Origin of the sequence: Microbacterium sp. SLBN-111 (assembly GCF_049739645.1) — a bacterium.
Taxonomy (GTDB): Bacteria; Actinomycetota; Actinomycetes; order Actinomycetales; family Microbacteriaceae; genus Microbacterium.
On the sequence record NZ_JBMGQH010000001.1, the window covers coordinates 2,927,942 to 2,946,711 of the forward strand.

Annotated in this window: 9 protein-coding genes; 6 read left to right on the forward strand and 3 right to left on the reverse strand. The window is 71.2% G+C overall.

The annotated features are described in order from the left end of the window. Window positions 1-153: 153 nt before the first annotated feature. A complete protein-coding gene (locus tag RKD05_RS13585; RefSeq protein WP_424710772.1) occupies window positions 154-3,345 on the forward strand; it encodes an ATP-dependent helicase in 3,192 nt (1,063 codons plus the stop codon). A gap of 5 nt (window positions 3,346-3,350) precedes the next feature. Then, window positions 3,351-6,629 (forward strand): UvrD-helicase domain-containing protein, encoded by a 3,279-nt coding sequence (locus tag RKD05_RS13590; protein ID WP_424711860.1) that lies wholly within the window; start codon window positions 3,351-3,353, stop codon window positions 6,627-6,629. A 181-nt stretch (window positions 6,630-6,810) separates the two neighbouring features. Here the strand turns inward: RKD05_RS13590 and RKD05_RS13595 are convergent, their stop codons facing one another. Next, window positions 6,811-8,205 carry a phosphotransferase gene (locus RKD05_RS13595; RefSeq protein WP_424710774.1) on the reverse strand — a complete coding sequence of 465 codons (1,395 nt, stop codon included), beginning with the start codon at window positions 8,203-8,205 and terminating at the stop codon, window positions 6,811-6,813. A 64-nt stretch (window positions 8,206-8,269) separates the two neighbouring features. Between RKD05_RS13595 and nudC the strand changes: the two genes are divergently transcribed. Together nudC and RKD05_RS13605 are read left to right on the forward strand one after the other, a co-directional pair. Next, complete coding sequence (gene nudC / locus RKD05_RS13600) at window positions 8,270-9,181, forward strand: NAD(+) diphosphatase (RefSeq protein WP_424710775.1); 912 nt, start codon at window positions 8,270-8,272, stop codon at window positions 9,179-9,181. After that, entirely contained in the window at window positions 9,178-10,932 is a 1,755-nt protein-coding gene (locus RKD05_RS13605) for an ATP-dependent helicase (protein ID WP_424710777.1), read from the forward strand. The genes nudC and RKD05_RS13605 overlap by 4 nt, the downstream gene beginning before the upstream one ends. Before the next feature lie 740 nt (window positions 10,933-11,672). Here RKD05_RS13605 and RKD05_RS13610 read toward each other — a convergent pair. Next, the gene (locus RKD05_RS13610; RefSeq protein WP_424710778.1) at window positions 11,673-13,097 is read right to left on the reverse strand and encodes a zinc-dependent metalloprotease; all 1,425 of its coding nucleotides are present in this window, start codon (window positions 13,095-13,097) and stop codon (window positions 11,673-11,675) included. A 125-nt stretch (window positions 13,098-13,222) separates the two neighbouring features. On the opposite strand from RKD05_RS13610, the gene RKD05_RS13615 reads away from it, so the two are divergent. Both RKD05_RS13615 and RKD05_RS13620 read left to right on the forward strand, forming a co-directional pair. Further along, a complete protein-coding gene (locus RKD05_RS13615) occupies window positions 13,223-14,362 on the forward strand; it encodes a YlbL family protein (protein WP_424710779.1) in 1,140 nt (379 codons plus the stop codon). A 54-nt stretch (window positions 14,363-14,416) separates the two neighbouring features. Beyond that, on the forward strand, window positions 14,417-17,353 hold the full coding sequence (locus RKD05_RS13620) for a UPF0182 family protein (protein ID WP_424710781.1): 2,937 nt from the start codon (window positions 14,417-14,419) through the stop codon (window positions 17,351-17,353). Window positions 17,354-17,479: 126 nt separating this feature from the next. Here the strand turns inward: RKD05_RS13620 and RKD05_RS13625 are convergent, their stop codons facing one another. Further along, window positions 17,480-18,709, reverse strand: coding sequence for an IS30 family transposase (locus RKD05_RS13625; protein ID WP_424711803.1), 1,230 nt, complete (start codon window positions 18,707-18,709; stop codon window positions 17,480-17,482). Window positions 18,710-18,770 lie beyond the last annotated feature (61 nt).

Consider the following 18,770-nt stretch of genomic DNA (forward strand, 5'->3'; position numbering starts at 1 on the left):
CCTTTCCGCCCGGGTTTGTCGGTCCACCCGGCGCGATGATCCGACTCTACGACACCCGCGGAGGGGGGTTCCGCGCTCGCGGTCACGCTTCGCGGACGGCGAACGGGGCGGGTCGCGGGGCCCGTGTCGGAGGCCCCGGCTAGCGTGGAACGCATGCAGGATCCGGATGCCGCCACCCTCGCCCGAGAGGACGCGAAGGTGCCTGTCGCCGGGGGTGACCGGTGGTCGGCGCGGGCGCTGGATCCTGGCGAACTCGATCCCGAGCAGCAGGTCGTCGTCGCGTGGGATCCGGAGGCGAGCGGTGCCGTCGTCGGAGCGCCCGGGTCGGGGAAGACGTCGACGCTGCTGTCCCGGGTGCGGTCTCTCGTCGATCGGGGAGTCGACCCCGACCACGTTCTGGTCCTGACGCCGACCCGACCGGCGGCGACCGCCCTGCGCGACCCGCTGGCTCTCGCGGTGGGCCGCGCGACGGCCGGTGCGCTCGCGCGGTCGTTGGCCTCCTTCGCTTTCCAGATCGTGCGTGGAGCGGAGGTCCGCCGCGGCGCCGAGCCCCCGCAGCTGCTCACCGGTGGAGACGAAGACCAGATCATCCGCGAACTGCTCGAGGGCGACGCGCTCGACGAGGCCGAGGGGCGTCGTCGGTGGCCCGACTGGCTGGGGCCGTCCATCCGCGCCACACGCGGCTTCCGCGGCGATCTGCGGGCGTTCCTCGCCGAGTGCACCGACCTCGGTATCGCGCCCGAAGACCTTCCCGCGCTGGCCGAGCGCCATGGCATCCCGGTGTGGGCGGCGGTCGGGTCCTTCGCTGCCGAGTACCGCGCCGTCCGGGCCGAGATGCGCGGAGCCCACCGTGACGCCGCCGACCTCGCCCGCGAGGCCGTCGCGGTGTTCGACGAGGCCGCGGGCGACCGCGAACTGCTGGGGCGTTTCGCCTCGATCCGCTGCATCCTCGTCGACGACGCGCAAGAACTCACGTCCGGCGGGATCGACCTGCTGCGCGCGTGCCGCGCGCGCGGGATCGGCGTCGTCGCGTTCGGCGATCCCGATGTCGGGTCGGGGGCGTTCCGCGGGGCGACGCCGGAGAACTTCGCGCGGCTCGCGGCCGAGCTGGGCGGTCTCGTCGCTCTCGGCGACCCCCACCGCGGCACGACCGAGCAGATCGACCTCGTCCGCGGGGTCGCGGCGCGGATCGGGGCGGCCGGAGTCGTGGCCCACCGTCGTGCGCCGATCGGGGCTGCGCCCGAGGGATCCGTGCGCACCTTTCTCCTGCGGTCCCCGGCCGAAGAGGCCGACGCGATCGCCCGCCTGCTGCGCGAGCGCCACGTCCTCGACGGCGTGCCGTGGAGCTCCTGCGCCGTGATCGCGCACGACTCGCGCCAGGTCGCCGCGCTCGAGGCCGAATTGGCCGCGCGCGAAGTGCCCGCGCGAGCCAGCGGACCCGGCGTGGCCCTCGGCGCGCAGCGCGCGGTGCGCGACCTCGTCACCCTCGTCGAACTCGGCATGCGCGACCCCGACGCCTGGACCGCGGATGCCGTCCTCGACGCGCTCCTCGGCACCTACGGCGGGCTCGACCCCATCGAGCTGCGCCGCTTGCGCTCCGCCCTGCGGCAGGAGGAACTGTCCGCCGGGGGGACGCGCTCCGGTGCGGAACTGCTGACGTCGGGGCTGCGGCATCCGCTCGACCTCGCGACCATCGACACCCGCGAGGCCCGCCGGGCGACGCGGCTCGGGGAGACGCTCGCCGCCCTCCGGTCCCAGGCCGACGCGCACGCCACGGCGCACGAACTGCTCTGGACCGCGTGGGAGCGGAGCGGTCTGTCCCGCCCGTGGCGCGAAGCTTCGCGCGGGCATGGCCCGCTCGCCGAGCAGGCCGACCGCGACCTCGACGCGATCGTCGCGCTCTTCCAGGCGGCCAAACGGTTCACCGAGCGCGAGCCCGACGGGGAGGCCGCGGTGTTCCTGCGGTCGGTGATCGACAGCGACGTCGCGGAGGACCGGATCGAGCAGCCCGCCGTGGTCGACACCGTCCGGGTCCTGACGCCCGCCGCGGCGGCCGGTACGGCGTTCGACACGGTCGTCGTCGCCGGGGTGCAGGAAGGCGTGTGGCCCAACACCCGGCTGCGCGGCGGACTCCTCGAGACGTGGCGCCTCGCCGACGCCGTGCAGTTCCCCGACCTGCCGGCCGCGGGGATGCTCGACCGTCGCCGCGCCGCGATGCACGACGAACTGCGGCTGTTCGTGCGCGCACTGTCGCGCGCGCACTCGCGGCTCATCGTGACCGCGGTCGACGACGACGACACCGGTCCCAGCGTGCTCTTCGAGATGCTGCCGACGCCCGAGCCGGCATCCGCCGTCCCGGAGCATCCGCTCTCGCTGCGCGGCCTCGTGGCGCGCCACCGCCGCACCCTCACCTCGCCCCGCTCCCCGGCGCGCGAGCGCCGCCACGCGGCGGGTCAGCTCGCCCTGCTCGCGGCCGCCGAGGTCGCGGGGGCGGCACCCGAGCAGTGGTACGGCGTCGCGGCGCCGAGTTCGACGGCACCGCTCCGCGACCTCGAGCGAGAGGACGTGCGGGTGTCGCCCTCGCGGCTGCACGCCCTCGAACAGTGCGAGCTCGACTGGGTCATCGGCGACCTCGGCGGCGATCGCAGCGGAACGACCGCGGGCATCGGCACGATCATCCATGCCGCGCTGGAAACCGCGGCGGCGGGCACCGAGGACGAGCTGTGGAGCGTCGTCGAGGAGCGCTGGGGCGAGCTCGTCTTCGACGCGGCCTGGCGCGAGCGCGCGGAACGCGTGCGCGCCCGCGAGCTCGTGCGGCGTCTGGCGACCTACGTGCGGCGTTTCGGCGACGCCGGCGGGCGCCTCGTCGGGACCGAGCGGCACTTCGAGGTGGCCATCCCCGTGGAGGACGCGGGGGAGCACGGCGCGATCCTGAGCGGCGACATCGACCGGGTCGAGGTCACGCCGTCGGGTGAGGTCGTCATCGTCGACCTCAAGACGGGCAAGAACGAGCCGCAGACCGACGCGAAGGTGGCCGACAACCCGCAGCTCGCGGCCTACCAGCTCGCGTTCTCGTCGGGGGCGATCGAGCAGGTCGCCGGGATGCCGCCGGGCGGCGCGAAGCTCCTCGTGCTGCGACCGACCGCCGCGACCAAGGACTACGCCGAGCCGCACCAGCCACCCTTCGACGACGCGGCGAGGGAGCAGTTCGTCGAGCGCGTGCAGCGCGCGGTCGGGGTGATGCGCGGGCACAGCTTCGCCGCGCCGTACGAGGTGCACTGTCGCGACGAGTTCTCGTTCGGCCTGTGCCGCATCCACACCGTGTCCGCGGTGAGCGCGTCGTGACGGCGATGCTGTCCGCCGCGACGATCGCGGCCGCACTCGGCCAGTTCCCGCCCACCGCGGAGCAGACGGCGGTCATCGAGGCGCCGCTGACGCCCGCGCTCGTCGTGGCGGGCGCCGGCAGCGGGAAGACCGAGACCATGGCGGGGCGTGTCGTCTGGCTGGTCGCGAACGGACTCGTCCGCCGCGACGAGGTGCTCGGGCTCACGTTCACCCGCAAGGCCGCGGGCGAGCTGGCGGAGAGGATCCACCGGCGACTGCACCGGCTGTCGGAGTTCGAAGCGCGCGGCCTGTTGCCGGAGCTCCCCGCTCTCCACGCCGCCGGACGCCTCGCGGTGTTCGCCGACCTCGCCGCGCTGGACGGGGCGCGCGCAGATGCGGAACGGCGACGGGTCCTCGACGAGCTCGCGCTCGAACGCGGCGTCGCGCGTGAGGCGGCGGGGGAGGACGACCAGCTCCTGCACCGCCCGACCGTGTCGACCTACAACAGTTTCGCCGATGCGATCGTGCGCGAACACGGCCTGCGCATCGGCCGCGATTCCGAATCGGCGGTGCTGTCGGAATCCGCGGCGTGGCTCCTCATGCGGAAGGTCGTGTTCACGTCGGACGACCCTCGCTTGGAGGAGCGCCAGGAGTCCCCGCGCATCCTCATCGACGCGGCACTGCGGATCGCCCGCGACAGCGTCGACAACCTCATCGACCTCGACCGGCTGGCATCCTTTCCGGACGAGTTCGGACGGATCGTCGAGCGTCCCTCGACCTCGGCGCGCGTGAGCGTCTACAAGGACGTCGCGGACGCGGCATCCCGGGTGTCCGCGCTGGGAATGCTCGCCGACCTCGCCGCCGCGTACGACCGCGAGAAGGCGCGGTTGGGTGTCATGGACTTCGCCGACCAGGTGGCGGGCGCGCTGCGGATCGTGCGGGAGCACCCCGCCGTGGTCGACGAGCTGCGGTCGCGCTACCGGGTCGTGCTACTGGACGAGTACCAGGACACCTCGGTCGTGCAGACCGACCTGCTCTCGACGCTCTTCGCGGCGACCGGTGTCATGGCGGTCGGCGACCCGCATCAGGCGATCTACGCGTGGCGCGGAGCGAGCGCGGGCAACCTCGGCGGATTCCCCGCCGCGTTCGCGCCGGACGGGGGATCCCAGACCTTCTCGCTGCTGACGAGTTGGCGCAACAGCGCGCGCGTGCTCACCGCGGCCAACGCCGTGCTGGCGCCGCTGGCGGACCGGTCACCGGTTGCGGTGGAGGAATTGCGGTCACGACCCGGCGCACCGGAGGGGATCGTCGAGGTGATCTTCGAGCGCGACCTCGACTCCGAGGCGGATCGTGTCGCGGAGTGGTTCGCGGGTGTGCGGGCGGCCCGTGCCGCCGACGGGCGTGCGACGACCGGAGCCCTGCTCTTCCGCAGCAAGAAGCACATGGTGAGGTTCGGGGATGCGCTCGGGCGGCGTGGCATCCCGCACCGGATCCTCGGTCTCGGTGGACTGCTGACGACCCCCGAGGTCGTCGATGTCGTTTCGGCGCTGCGGGTGATCAGCGACCCCGAGGCCGGGTCGGCGCTCATCCGTCTGCTGTCCGGACCGCGCTGGTCGATCGGCCTCGCGGACCTGCGAGCGCTCGCGCAGCTGGCGCGCCGTCTCGCAACGCACGACGTGGCCCTCCAGCCGCTCGCCCCGGAGGTGGTCGACCGCCTGCGCTCGACCCCGGGCGCTGACCGGGCGTCGCTCGTCGACGCCCTGGATTTCGTCGCCCGGCAGACCGACGGGCACGGGTGGCTCGCCGATATCACGGCTGAGGGGCGGGCGCGGCTGCGCGAAGCGGGCGCGGTGTTCGCCGGCCTGCGCCGCAACATCGGCGCGCCGATCCCCGAACTCATCCGACTGATCGAAACGGAGCTGCGGCTCGATGTCGAGCTGGCCGCGAACGAATCGCGCGGTCCGGCGCGTATCGCCTCGGCCCAGCTGCGCGCGTTCGTCGACGAGATCCGCGGGTTTCTCGCCGCGGACGAGTCGGGGTCGGTCACAAGCCTGCTCGCGTGGCTCGACCACGCCGAGCAGGCCGACGAGTTCGCCCCGCGCACCGAGCCTCCCGAAGACGACGTGGTGCAGCTGCTCACCATCCACGGGTCGAAGGGGCTGGAATGGGATGCCGTCGCGGTCGTGCGTCTCGTGACCGATGAGCTCCCCTCGCTCGCGCGTGACACCAAGGGGTGGCTGGGATTCGGCATCCTCCCGTCCGAGTTCCGCGGGGACTCGGCGTGGCTGCCGGTCCTCGGCTGGCGGGGCGCCGAGACCCAGCAGGAGCTGAAGGCCGCCATCGACGCGTTCGTCGAGGCCAACCGGGCGCGGCAGCTCGACGAGGATCGGCGGCTGGCGTACGTCGCGTTCACGCGGGCGCGCGACCATCTGCTGCTGTCGGGGTCGAGCTGGTCGGGCACCAAGCGCCCCCGCACCCCCAGCGTCTTCCTCGATGAGGCGACCGCGGCGCTCGGACTCGAAGTAGGCGTCGGCGATCCGGGCGAGGATCCGTACGACGGCGAACGGCGGCTCCTGCACTGGCCGCTCGACCCGCTCGGGTCCCGGCGCGTCGCGGTGTCCGCGGCCGTCGAAGAGGTCGCGGCGGCACGAGCGCGCCCCGCGGACGAGCCGGATGCCGACCTCGAACTGCTCCTGGCCGAGCGGGCCGACCGCTTGCGCCCGTCGCACACGCCGGCACCGACCCGGATCCCGGCGTCGAAGTTCAAGGACTTCGTCGCCGACTACGGCGGAGCGGTCGAAGAGTTGCGCCGCCCGCTCCCGGAGCGGCCGTATCGGCAGACCCGCCTCGGCACGCTGTTCCACGCCTGGGTCGAGAAGCGGTCCGGAATCGTCGGTTCGGGTACGGGCCTCGACGACGCCGGCCTGTGGGACGACGAGGACGACGGTGAGTCGACCGCTGACGCCGCTGAGCTCCAGCGCCTGCGGGAGATCTTCGAACGGTCCGAGTGGGCGGGCCTCCAGCCGCTCGAGGTCGAGACCGAGATCGACTTCGTGACGACCCGGCTCGACGGTCGGCCCCATGTCGTCATCTGCAAGTTGGATGCCGTCTACCGGCACGGCGACCGGTACGAGATCGTCGACTGGAAGACGGGCCGGCCGCCGACCACCGACGCGGAACGCCGCTCACGGATGCTGCAACTCGAGCTCTACCGCGAGGCGTACCACGCCAAGCACGGAGTGCCGTTCGACCTCATCGACGTGACGCTGTTCTACGTCGGGGATGAGGTCGTGCTGCGGGGGTGACATCGCCGGGCGTGCGCTGCGTTCCGTCGCGCGCGGGGGTGAGGTCGCCGAACGTCGGTGCTTCGTTTCGCCGCGTGTGTGCGCCGCGTGAGATCGCCGGGCGTCGGCGCCGGATGCCGCGATGCGCGGCGTCGCGCGTGTGGTCCTCATGCCGCGCCGGTGGACGGCGGAGACCAGGCGCTCAGGCGTCGTCGCGCGCCACGCCCCACCGGCGGAGGGCGGCACGGCTGGCGCGCGCGGCATCTTCCTCGTCGTCGATGGCTTCGTGCAGCTGTGCGGCGTCGATGACCTCGCCGGTCGGCTGAGGTCCCGCGGGAGTATCGGCATCGCCCTCCACGTCGTCCCGCGACGTCGCGCCGTCGGTCTCTGCTGAAACACCGACCGGAGCAGGGGTCCAGCCCTCGAGGTCGATCGGCGCGGTGGGGCCGGGCTCGTCGTCCTCGGCGTCGCCCACACCGAATTCGGTTCCGGTAGCGGCGCCTGCGGGGGCAGCCGCGTCCCGCTCGCGTTCGGCTTCGAGGTAGAGCGCGAGGGCCTCCGGGTCGTAGGTGTCGGTCTGCATGGAGGTGTCGACGGCGGAGGCCGCGGCCGGCGGGACGCGTTCGACCAGAGCCAGGGCGTCGTCGATGTCCGACCGGGTCGACGCGACGATGTGGTCGCCCCGCACACCGTCGGCGAGGGCTTCCAGCAGAGCGACCGCGTCGGCGACGACGTCGGCCTCGCCCGCGTCGTGCCCGTGCACGAGCCACTTGGCGAACTCGAGCTCGGCGTACAGACGGGCGCGCTCGCGCAGCAGCGGGTCGGGCGAGCGTACGCCGGACGCCGCGTAGCCGTCGTACACGTCGTCGGTCGCGGTGGGCGCGGACGCGAGCCACCGCAGGTCGACCGCGGGGTCGCCGACGCTGAGGCCCGACCAGTCGAGGATGCCACTCACGTGCGGAATCCCGTCGGCGTCGTCGACGAGCAGGATCGACGCGCTCGTCGCTCCGCCCAGGATGACGGCCGACTCGAAGCGCCAGAGGTCGGACTCGCGGAGCGCGCGGCGCCAGCGCATCATCAACCCGTCGGGGACGCGGCCCGTGGCATCCGCCCGATCCAGGAGGCGAGCGACGTCGTCGCGGACCTGCTCGGGAGCGCGGACCGGCAGTCCATCCGTGCGCACGATCGAGACGGGGAGCGCGTGCACGGCGGCCAACGCGGCGCCGATCGCGGGGGCGTACCCGGGACCCTTGGGCAGTTCGGTGGGGTCGATGCGGTACCCGTCGATGACATCGACCACGAGAACGCGGTTCACACCGGATCCACTCTCGCCCACCACCTCGGGCGCCCGGAAGGGCAGGAGAGCCCGCACGCCGGAGGTCAGGGCATGCAACGCCCGCGATTCTGCGGCGAGGTCGGCCGCGGCGTCCTCGTCCGCCGGCATCCGCACGACGACCGTGCGTCCGTCCTCGAGCGCGAGCAGCGCGGAGTCGAACCGGCCGGCTGCGTTCTCGGTGAGCGGGGCCGTGCCCGTCACTCCGATTCCGGGAAGGGCCGCCGTCGCGGACGCGGCTAGAGTGAAGGGCGAGCGGGCCATGCCCCCAGGGTAGGTCGGTCGCTCACCCGATCCCCCCTCGCCACGCCCTTGAGAGAGGTGTTCGATGCCGCTGCCTGTTCCCGCGGTCCCCGGTCACTGGCCCGGAGGGGCCCTCGACCGCGCGGGAGCCGAACGCGACGTCGACGGCCTGCTCCTCGACGTACGCGAGGCGTCGGACACGCGCGTGCTGGCGGTGCATCGCGATGCCGCGCCGGTGACCGAGGTGCGTCTGTCGCTGGTGCCGGTCTCGGCGATCACGGACGCGATCGAGTGGGCGTTCCTCGGACGCTCCTCCGACGGCGCGGCCCTCCTCCTCGCGGTCGTGGAGGAGCCGTCGGATGCCGTGGTCCCCGCGGACGCACTCTGGCAGCCCCTGCGCGCGATCGGGGGCGACCTGCCCGCGGACGAGGCCGAGATCCTGGGCACGGCGGTCGCCCTGGCGGGCTGGCTGCGCGATGCCGCGTTCTGCCCGGCGTGCGGAACGCGGACGGTCCTCCGGCAGGCGGGGTGGTCCCGACACTGCCCGAACTGCGGCCGCGAACACTTCCCGCGGACGGACCCCGCCGTGATCGTGCTCGTGTCGTCGGCCGACGACCCGAACCGTGTGCTCCTCGGGGCCAACGCGGCCTGGGGCGGGAGCCGGTACTCGTGCTTCGCGGGATTCGCGGAGGCGGGTGAGTCGCTCGAGGACACGGTCACGCGCGAGGTCTTCGAAGAGGCGGGCGTGCGTCTCACCGACATCGAGTACCGGGGTTCGCAGGTGTGGCCGTACCCGCGCTCGCTCATGCTCGGGTTCCGCGCGCGGACGATCCGCGACGACGAAGCGCGCGCCGACGGCGCCGAGATCGCCGACGTGCGGTGGTTCGACCGGTCCGAGGTCGGTGCGGCGCTGCGGGGCGAAGCCGAGGTGCAGCTTCCGGGCGCGGCATCCATCGCCCACCGTCTGATCGACGACTGGTACCGGGAACTCCCGTGAGCGTGGACCCCCTCAGCGGTCTCGACGAGCACCAGCTCGAAGCGGCGCGCGCCCTCCGCGGTCCGGTGTGCGTCCTCGCCGGCGCGGGTACCGGAAAGACCCGGGTGATCACGCGACGGATCGCGCACGGCGTCGACACCGGCGCGTATTCGCCGCAGCGGGTGATGGCCGTGACATTCACGGCGAAAGCCGCGGGCGAGATGCGCGGCCGTCTGCGCGAGCTCGGGGTGACGGGTGTGTCGGCACGCACGTTCCACGCGGCCGCCCTGGCGCAGGTCAACTTCTTCTGGCCGACGCTGGCGGGCGATCAGGCGCCGACGATCATCGACAACAAGGTCCGCGTGCTCGCGCACGCCGCCGACGGCGTCGGACTGGCACCCGACACCGCGACGCTGCGCGACGTGGCCGGCGAGATCGAATGGCGCAAGGTCACGATGCGCTCGATCGAGCAGTACGCGGTCGAGCGTCCCGGCGGAATCGGTCGGCTCAACGTCGATCAGGTCGTGGCGCTGCAGCGCTCGTACGAGAAGCTCAAGGACGAGCGCCGCCAGATGGACTTCGAGGACGTCCTGCTGACCTGCGCGGGAATGATCGAGGCCGAGCCCCGCGTGGCCGCCGCGGTCCGCGAGCAGTACCGGCACTTCACGGTGGACGAGTACCAGGACGTCTCGCCGTTGCAGAACCGGCTGCTCGAACTCTGGTTGGGCGACCGTCGGGACCTGTGCGTGGTCGGCGACGCGAGCCAGACGATCTACTCGTTCACGGGCGCCGACTCGCGGTACCTGCTCGATTTCGCGCGCGTCCACGAAGACGCGCGCGTCGTGCGCCTGGAACGCAACTACCGATCGACGGCCGCCGTGCTCGCCGTCGCGAACGACCTCATGCGCGGTCGCGCCGGCGCCCTCGAACTCGTCGCCGCGGACACCGAGGACGCACCCGTGCCCACCGTCCGCGCGTTCGACGACGAAGAGGCCGAGGCCGAGGGTGTCGCCACGGCGATCGCCGCCGCCGTCCGCGGCGGAGCGGATCCGCGGAGCATCGCCGTGCTCTACCGGTCGCACGCGCAGTCGGCGGTCCTCCTGAACGCGCTGGCGAAGCAGTCGATCGCGGCCACGGTGCTCGGCGGCCGGAAGTTCTTTGATCTCCCCGAGGTGCGCCAGGCGCTCATGGCGTTGCGGGCCGCGTCGGTCGCGCCGCTCGAGACGGGGTTCCTCGCCACCGTTCGCGACGTTCTGCGCAGTATCGGCCTCACCGACGAACCGCCCGCGGCAGGCGGCGCACTCCGCGACGCGTGGGAGGCCCGTGCCGCCCTCCTGCGATTGGCGGAAGAAGCGCCCGAGGGTACCGATCTGCGTGCGTTCACCGACGATCTCCAGGCTCGCGCGAAGGACCAGCACGAACCCGCGACGCGCACGGTGACGCTGGCGACGCTGCACGCGGCCAAGGGTTTGGAATGGGATCACGTCTACCTCATCGGGGTCAGTGAGGGCCTGTTGCCGATCTCGTACGCGCAGACGTTCGAGGCCGTCGACGAGGAACGACGTCTGGCGTACGTCGGCGTCACGCGGGCCGCGCGAACGCTGTCGGTGAGCTGGTCTCGTGGTCGAGGGCGTTCGGAGCGGACGCCATCTCGGTTCCTTCGAGAGATCGGCAGCGGCAGTCTTCGCTCGGCCGATGGGTTCGCCAGACCCGCTGGAGCGAGTCGGCGCGCAGCTCCAGCGAGCGCGTCACGGAGTCGATCCGACCGCTGACCAGGTGCCGGGCCGCCCTCGCCGCTTCCGCCGCGAGGGTCACGTCGGTGTCCGGCCGGGCTCGCGCGAGCAGTTGCGCGGCGATCAGCGGCCACGAGGCGTCCTCGCGTCGGCGCGTGGCATCCAGGCAGCTCAGACACGCAGTGAGCCCGGGCGCGATCACGGGGCCGACGGTCGCCGTCGTCGCGCTCAACACGAGCGGGAGGTGCATGACGTCGCGCCGCGAGAGCTCCACGGTGCGACGTGGATCCACTCGATGCCCGGCTAACACCACGACCCTCGCGCCGTCGGGCACCGGGTGGGTCGCCGGTCCCGCCCAATCGATGCGGGGTGTTCGGGCGGGAAAGGCCGCGAGGACCGCCCGTACGGTCCGGGCCGGGAGGTCGTCGGCGACCTGCACCACAAGCGGAGCCGTTCGTCGTCGCCGGGCGAGCGCGGGGGAGACGGCCGCGAGCAGGTCCTCGGCGTCGCGATCGGTGCCGCCGTGCAGGCGCACCACGGCACGCAGCGCGAGGCGCGACGTTCCGGCCTCGAGCGCCGTCAGCGCGGCATCCGTCCACGGGAATCGGTGGACCAGGCGGCCGCGGGCGGGGGCGCCGAACTGCACGGTGCCGTCGTGGCGCCAGAGCGGGGGAGCGGAGGGATCGAGTCGGAGCATGCCCCGATGATGGCGGTCCGCGAGGGCCTCTCCGCGGTTGTCCCCAGGGCACTCCGAAAGAAAGTGCCCTGGGGAGGAGGGCTCACACCGGCCGCTGGTCGCCCGGCGTGGGGTCGTCGTCGCCGTCGCTGCCGGCATCCCCGGGCTCGTCGTCGCCGCCGCCGAAACCGTCGACGAGCCCCGCGGTCTCCTCGGCGATGAGCTGAGCGAGCGCGTCGTCCATGGCATCCGCGGGAGTCGCTTCGCCGCGCGAGGCGGCCGTCAGGCGAGCGATCAGTCCGGCGGGGTCGTCGATGTCCTCCGCGGACGGCATGAGATCGGGGTAGTCCCAGAGCGCGTCGCGTCCGGTTACGCCGACGGCCTCCGTGACCGCGCGCCACATCGCCGCCGCTTCGCGCATGCGCCGGGGGCGCAGCTCGAGACCGACGAGCGACCCCAGCGCCTGCTCCGCGGGTCCGCCGACGGCCCGGCGGCGGCGCACGGCCTCCGCGATACGAGCCGCCGAGGGGAGCCGCGAGGTCGCGTCCTCCGTGACCACGTCGACCCAGCCCTCGATCGTGGCGAGGAGGTTCTCGAGGCGGGTCAGCGCCGCCGTCTGCTCTTCCGACCGCTGCGGCAGCAGGGCACCGCTCTCCAGCGCGCCGCGGAGTTCGTCGGGCTGCGACGGGTCGAAGCGCGACGCCAGCTCCTCGAGCGCGTCGGTGTCGACACGGATGCCGTGCGCGAACTCCCGCACCTGCGAGATCACGTGCAGCCGCAGCCACTTGGCGTGGCGGAACAGGCGCGCGTGCGCAAGCTCGCGGGTCGCGAGGTACAGCGCCAACTGGTCTTCGGGGATCTCCAGGTCGCGACCGAAGTCCGCGAAGTTCTGCGGCAGGATCGCGGCGTCGCCGTCGGGCATGACCGGGATGCCGACATCCCCGCCTCCCACCACCTCGGTGGAGAGGCGTCCGACGACGTGGCCGAGCTGCGTGGCGAACAGGGAGCCGCCGACGGTCCGCATCAGGCGGCCGGCACCGGCGATGAGGTCCTGCATGTCGTCGGGAGCCTGCTGGCCGAGGGCTTCGGTGAGGGCGTCCGCGATGCTCGTGGCGACGGGTTCGGCGAGCTCCTGCCACACGGGCAGCGTCGCGCTGACCCAGGCTCCGCGCGTCACGGCCTTGGGTGGGCGGGGGAGGTCGGAGATCGTGGTCGACTCGCCCAGCCACAGCGCGGCCAGCGCGAAGGCTTGGTCGAGGTCGGTCCGCTGACCCGTGGACACGCCGAGGCCGTCCTGGTTCGCGATGTGCAGCGCCTGCCGCTCGGCAAGGCTCCAGTCGATACCGTCCTGCGCCGCGGAGAAGGCGCCCTGCAGCTGATTCATCACGGCCTGCATCATCGCCGGGTCGATCTGCATGCCCGACAGGCGCGACAGCTGTTCGGGATCGAGGCCGGACGTGTCGCCGGACATCAGGCGCCGCATGAGCTCCTGGAACTCCTCCTCGGGGCTCCGGTCGTCGTCTGCCACTTCAGCCGCCTTTCAGCCGGGTCTGGGGGAACGGGATCTACGCTAGTCGCACGTTTCCTCGCTCTCCTCGGCTCGGCCCTTCGCCGCTTACGCCGCGCGCGAACGACCCGGCAAAGGTAGGACCCGTGACCCTGTTCGACGAGAACACCTCCGTCGTGCCCGCCCCCCGGCGCCGCTGGAGCCGCTCCACGGTTCTCGGTGCGTGGTCGCTGGCGGTGGCCGCGCTCATTCTCTTCGTCTTCACGTTCCTCCCGTCGTCGTACGTCATCCAGCAGCCGGGTCCGGTCCTCAACACCCTGGGGACGTCTCCGGATGCCGACGGCAACGAGGTTCCGCTGATCACCGTGCCGGACGAACAGGACTCGACATCGCAGGGTCAGCTGGATCTGCTGACCGTCCAGATCAACGGGAACCGTGAGCGCACGCCCAGCTGGATCGAGCTGGCGCAGGCGTGGTTCGACCCGTCGCGGGCGGTGGTGCCGCTGGATCGCATCTTCCCCGCGGGCCAGTCCACCGAGCAGCGCAACAACGAGAACGCCGCGATGATGACCGACTCGCAGCTCGAGGCGTCCGCCGCCGCGCTGCGTCAGCTCGGGTACACGGTGCCGCAGGACATCGTGGTCGGCACGGTCGCCGACGACGGAGCGTCCACCGGCCTGCTCCGGGTGGGCGACGTCATCACGTCCGTGAACGGCTCCGCCGTCGCGAGCGTCGACGACGTGCGTTCCGCCGTCCAGGCGGCCTCGGGATCCGCGCTGACCCTGGGCGTCGAGCGCGACGGCACGGCCAGCTCGGTGTCGGTGACCCCGCGTCTCACCGACGTGAACGGACAGCAGCAGTGGCTCCTGGGCGTCGGACTGACCCTCAGCTTCGACCTGCCCGTGGATGTGAAGATCCAGATCAACAACGTCGGCGGCCCGAGCGCGGGAATGATGTTCGCCCTCGGGATCATCGACAAGATGTCGCCCGGCGACCTGACCGGTGGCCAGCACATCGCAGGTACCGGCACCATCGACGCCGACGGCAACGTCGGCGGGATCGGCGGCATCCGTCAGAAGCTCTACGGGGCGCGAAACGCCGGCGCGACCTGGTTCCTCGCCCCGCAGTCGAACTGCAACGAGGTGGTCGGGCACGTGCCCAGCGGCATCCGGGTGTTCGCCGTGTCCAAGCTCCAGGATTCGCTGACCGTGCTGCAGACGATCCGCGACGGAGGCGACCTCGACGCCCTCCCGTCGTGCGACGGGACGCCCGCCGCCACATCCTGAGGGGATCGTCGTATCCACGGCTTACCCTCAGAGGCCGACACCTAGGATGGACGCGTGACCACGACCTCAGCGCCGAACCAGGCCACGCCCCCGAACCGTTCACGACGGATCATCTCGATCACGCTGGCGGTAATCGCCGCCCTGGTCGTCGCGTTCTTCGTCTTCGCGAACCTCTACGCCGACTGGATGTGGTTCTCGCAGCTGGGATTCACCGAGGTGTTGACCACCCAGTGGATCGCGCGCACGGTGATGTTCGTCGTGGGCTTCCTCGCCATGGCGGTGCCGGTGTGGGGCGTCATTCAGCTCGCGTACCGCCTGCGTCCCGTCTACGCACGGTTGAGCTCGCAGCTCGACCGCTACCAGGAGGTCGTCGAACCGCTGCGGCGTCTGGCGATGTGGGGCATCCCCGTCTTCTTCGGCTTCTTCGCCGGCTTCGCGGCCTCGGCGCAGTGGGAGACGACGTGGTTGTGGTTCAACGGCGTGCCCACCTCGACGACCGACCCGCAGTTCGGCCTCGACACCGGCTTCTACCTGTTCGGCCTGCCGTTCTACACGAGCGTCCTCGGGTTCGCCTCCGCGGTCGTGCTCGTCTGCCTCCTGCTCACCGCCGTCGTGTCCTACCTCTACGGGTCGGTGCGCGTGGGCCAGCGCGAGCTGCGCATCTCCAAGGCCGCGCGCATCCAGCTCGCCATCCTCGCCGGTCTCTACCTGCTCCTGCAGGGCGCGAGCCTCTGGCTCGACCGCTTCACGACGCTCATCAACCAGGAGGACCGGATCACCGGTCCCGGGTACGTCGGAGTCAACGCGGTCATCCCCGGTCAGACGATCCTCGCGATCGCGGCGGTCATCGTCGCGCTCGCCTTCTTCGTCACGGCGTTCATCGGCCGCTGGCGCTACCCCCTGATCGCGACGGCGCTGCTCGTCGTCTCGGCGATCGTCGTGGGAGCGGCCATTCCGTGGGCGGTCAACACCTTCCAGGTGCGTCCGAACCAGCTCGCCCTCGAGAGCCAGTTCTACCAGCGCAACATCGACAGCACGAAGGCCGCGTACGGCATCGACAACGTCGAGAAGGAGAACTTCGAGGCCACGACGACGGCGCAGGCCGGCCAGCTGCGGAACGATGCGGCATCCACCGCTCAGCTCCGCATCATGGACCCGGCGATCATCAGCCCCACCGTCCGCCAGCTCGAGCAGTACCGCGCGTACTACCAGTTCGGTAACCCGCTCGACGTCGACCGCTACGAGATCAACGGGCAGAGCCAGGACACGGTCGTCGCCCTGCGCGAACTGAACATCGGTCAGCTGGGGGATGCCGCGACCTGGCAGAACTCCACCCTCGTGTACACGCACGGGTACGGCATGGTGGCCGCGGCCGGTAACGAGCGCACGGACGACGGTGACCCGGTCTTCCTCGAGCAGTCGATTCCCGGCACCGGCTTCCTCACCGACCTCAAGTACGAGCCGCGCGTCTACTTCGGCGAGCAGTCGCCGCCGTACTCGATCGTGGGAGGCCCCGAGGGCCGCGACCCCATCGAACTCGACTACCCGATCGGTGCCGACGGCGGCACCGAGACGCGGACGACCTTCCGCGGCAACGGCGGCCCGAGCGTGGGCAATGTCTTCAACCGTCTGATCTACGCGCTGAAGTTCCAGTCCGAGCAGATCCTCTTCTCCGACTACGTCAACGAGGACTCGCAGATCCTGTACGACCGCAACCCCAAGGAGCGCGTCCAGAAGGTCGCCCCGTACTTGACGCTCGACAGCGACCCGTACCCGACCGTGGTCGACGGGCGCATCAAGTGGGTCATCGACGGGTACACGACCAGCGCGAACTACCCGTACTCGTCGAGCGTCTCGCTGTCGCGGGCGATCAACGACTCGAACACCCCGTCGCCCAACTACACGATCGACAACATCAACTACATCCGCAACTCGGTGAAGGCGACGGTGGATGCCTACGACGGCAGCGTCACCCTCTACGCCTGGGACGACCAGGACCCGATCCTGCAGGCATGGCAGAAGATCTACCCGTCGAGCCTCCGCCCGTGGAGCGACATGTCGGCCGACCTCATGAGCCACGTGCGCTACCCGACCGATCTCATGAAGGTGCAGCGTTCGATGCTCGGCGTCTACCACGTCGACGACGCGCGCTCGTTCTTCCAGCAGGACAACCGGTGGACGACGCCGAACGATCCGCAGAACCCCGCGGAGCTGCAGCCGCCGTACTACCTGACGATGAAGATGCCCGGGCAGGATTCTCCGACTTACTCGATGTTCACGAGCTTCATCCCGGCATCCCAGGGTGGGCAGGCACGCAACGTGCTCACCGGTTATCTGGCGGTCGACTCCAACGCGGGCGATCAGAAGGGCACGAAGAGTCCGGACTACGGACGATTGCGGATGCTCGTGATCGACGCGGCCACGACCGTGCCCGGACCGGGCCAGGTGCAGAACACGTTCGACTCGGACACGAACGTCTCGTCGCAGATCAACCTGCTGCGGCAGGGCCAGTCGCAGGTGCTGAACGGCAACCTGCTGACCCTTCCCGTCGGTGGCGGTCTGCTCTATGTGCAGCCGGTCTTCGTGCAGTCGGCCGGTGGAACGCAGTTGCCGCAGCTGCGACGCGTGCTCGTCGCGTTCGGCAACAAGATCGCGTTCGAGAACACCCTGAGCGAGGCGCTCGACAGCCTCTTCGGTGGTGACTCGGGAGCCGCCACGGGCGACGAGACGGTGACGCCCACCGACCAGACCGGCGGGGGCACCTCGACGACACCGACCGCTCCGTCGGGTGACTATGCCGCGGCCTTGGCCGAAGCCCAGTCGGCCCTCGCGGCCAAGCAGGCCGCCCTCACGGCGGGGAACCTCGCCGAGTTCGCGACGCAGGACGCCCGCCTGAACGCCGCGGTGCAGCGCCTACTCGACCTGGAGGCCCACGGTGCCGGCGGCGGGTCGACCGCGACCCCCGCGCCGACCCCGAGCCCGTCGGGCTGATCCTCAGCGAAAGAGACGCCGGTGCCCTTCGGGGTGCCGGCGTCTCTCTTTGGCCTGCGCTCTCGTCGCGGAGCGCCCCGGGTCACGTTTCGGTGTCCAAGACACGCGGACGGCGCGTGGGCGGGTTCAGGTGGCTAGTGCAACACCGTTGATCAGTTCGGTCAGCATGACATGGGGGCTGCGGAAGTCGAGGGTTTGGCGGGGGCGGATGTTGAGGAGGCGTTGGGTTTCGGCGAGGCCGTCGTCGGTGACGGTGTTGAAGTTGGTGCCTTTGGGGTAGAAATCGCGGATCAGCCCGTTGGTGTTCTCGTTCGTGCCGCGTTGCCAGGGCGAGTGCGGGTCGCAGAAGAACACGGGGCATCCGGTCCGCAGGGTGAAGGCTTTGTGGGATGCCATCTCCGTGCCTTGATCCCAGGTGATGGTCCGCTTCAACTCGGCGGGAAGCGCGTGAATCATGGACGCGAGAACGTCGGTGACGGTGGCGCTGTCCCGGGTCCCGGGGAGGCGTCCGAGGAGGACGTAGCGGGTGGTGCGTTCGACGAGGGTCACGATGCCGGAGTTTTCGGGTCCGACGACGAGATCGCCCTCCCAATGGCCGGGAACAGCGCGATCAGTCGCTTCCGCGGGACGGTTGACCAATCGAGCCCCTTCCAACCAGGGGCGGGTCGATCGCGGGGGAAGCTTCGATTGCGGGACTCGGCCGGTCCGTCCTGATCGCAGTGCCTTTTCGACGGTGAGTTCGTGTCGTAACGCACCGCGTCCCTGGACATACAACGCTTGGTAGATCGTTTCGTGGGACACCTGCATCTCCGCCTGATCCGGGAACGCCCGCTTCAACTCCCCCGCGATCTGCTGCGGGGAGTACCTCGCGTTCAAGCGTGTCACGACCTCGCGCCGCAGCGTCGGGTCGGCGAGTTTCCCCGGACGATACCGATCACGAGAACGCACCGCCCGGTAATGCGCGACCTCCGCGTCGTAACCGAACCCGTCCCCATGCCGGACCCGGTGGGCGTGGATCTCTCTCGACACCGTCGAGGCAGACACCCCGAGCTGTCCCGCGATCCTGCGCACTCCCCACGGCTCCGGAAACGCTAACGCTGCCTGAATGAACGAGCGGTCCGCCAACGTCAAACGCCGATACGACCGCCCCACCTCGGGCGACACTTCGCGATCCACATCAGCGCGCACCACCCCGCCCCGACGCCCGTCCCGCACCTGCATACCCGCAAGCCTCGCCCAACGCCCGACCGTGACCCGGTCCGCACCACACCAGCCCGCGACCTGCAACAACGACTGCCCACGAACCAACGCCCGCAAAACCGCCGCACGCAACTCCCACGAAAACTTCCCCGACACCACAACCTCCACCACGAAGGCGTTGCACTAGACGCTAGAAACCGCCGTGTTGGCATCCGCG

Bases quoted from the DNA above. Each gene is read 5' to 3' on its own strand.
- RKD05_RS13595 (WP_424710774.1), bottom strand. From the start codon at position 8,205: ATGGCCCGCTCGCCCTTCACTCTAGCCGCGTCCGCGACGGCGGCCCTT.
- nudC (WP_424710775.1), top strand. From the start codon at position 8,270: ATGCCGCTGCCTGTTCCCGCGGTCCCCGGTCACTGGCCCGGAGGGGCC.
- RKD05_RS13590 (WP_424711860.1), top strand. From the start codon at position 3,351: ATGCTGTCCGCCGCGACGATCGCGGCCGCACTCGGCCAGTTCCCGCCC.
- RKD05_RS13585 (WP_424710772.1), top strand. From the start codon at position 154: ATGCAGGATCCGGATGCCGCCACCCTCGCCCGAGAGGACGCGAAGGTG.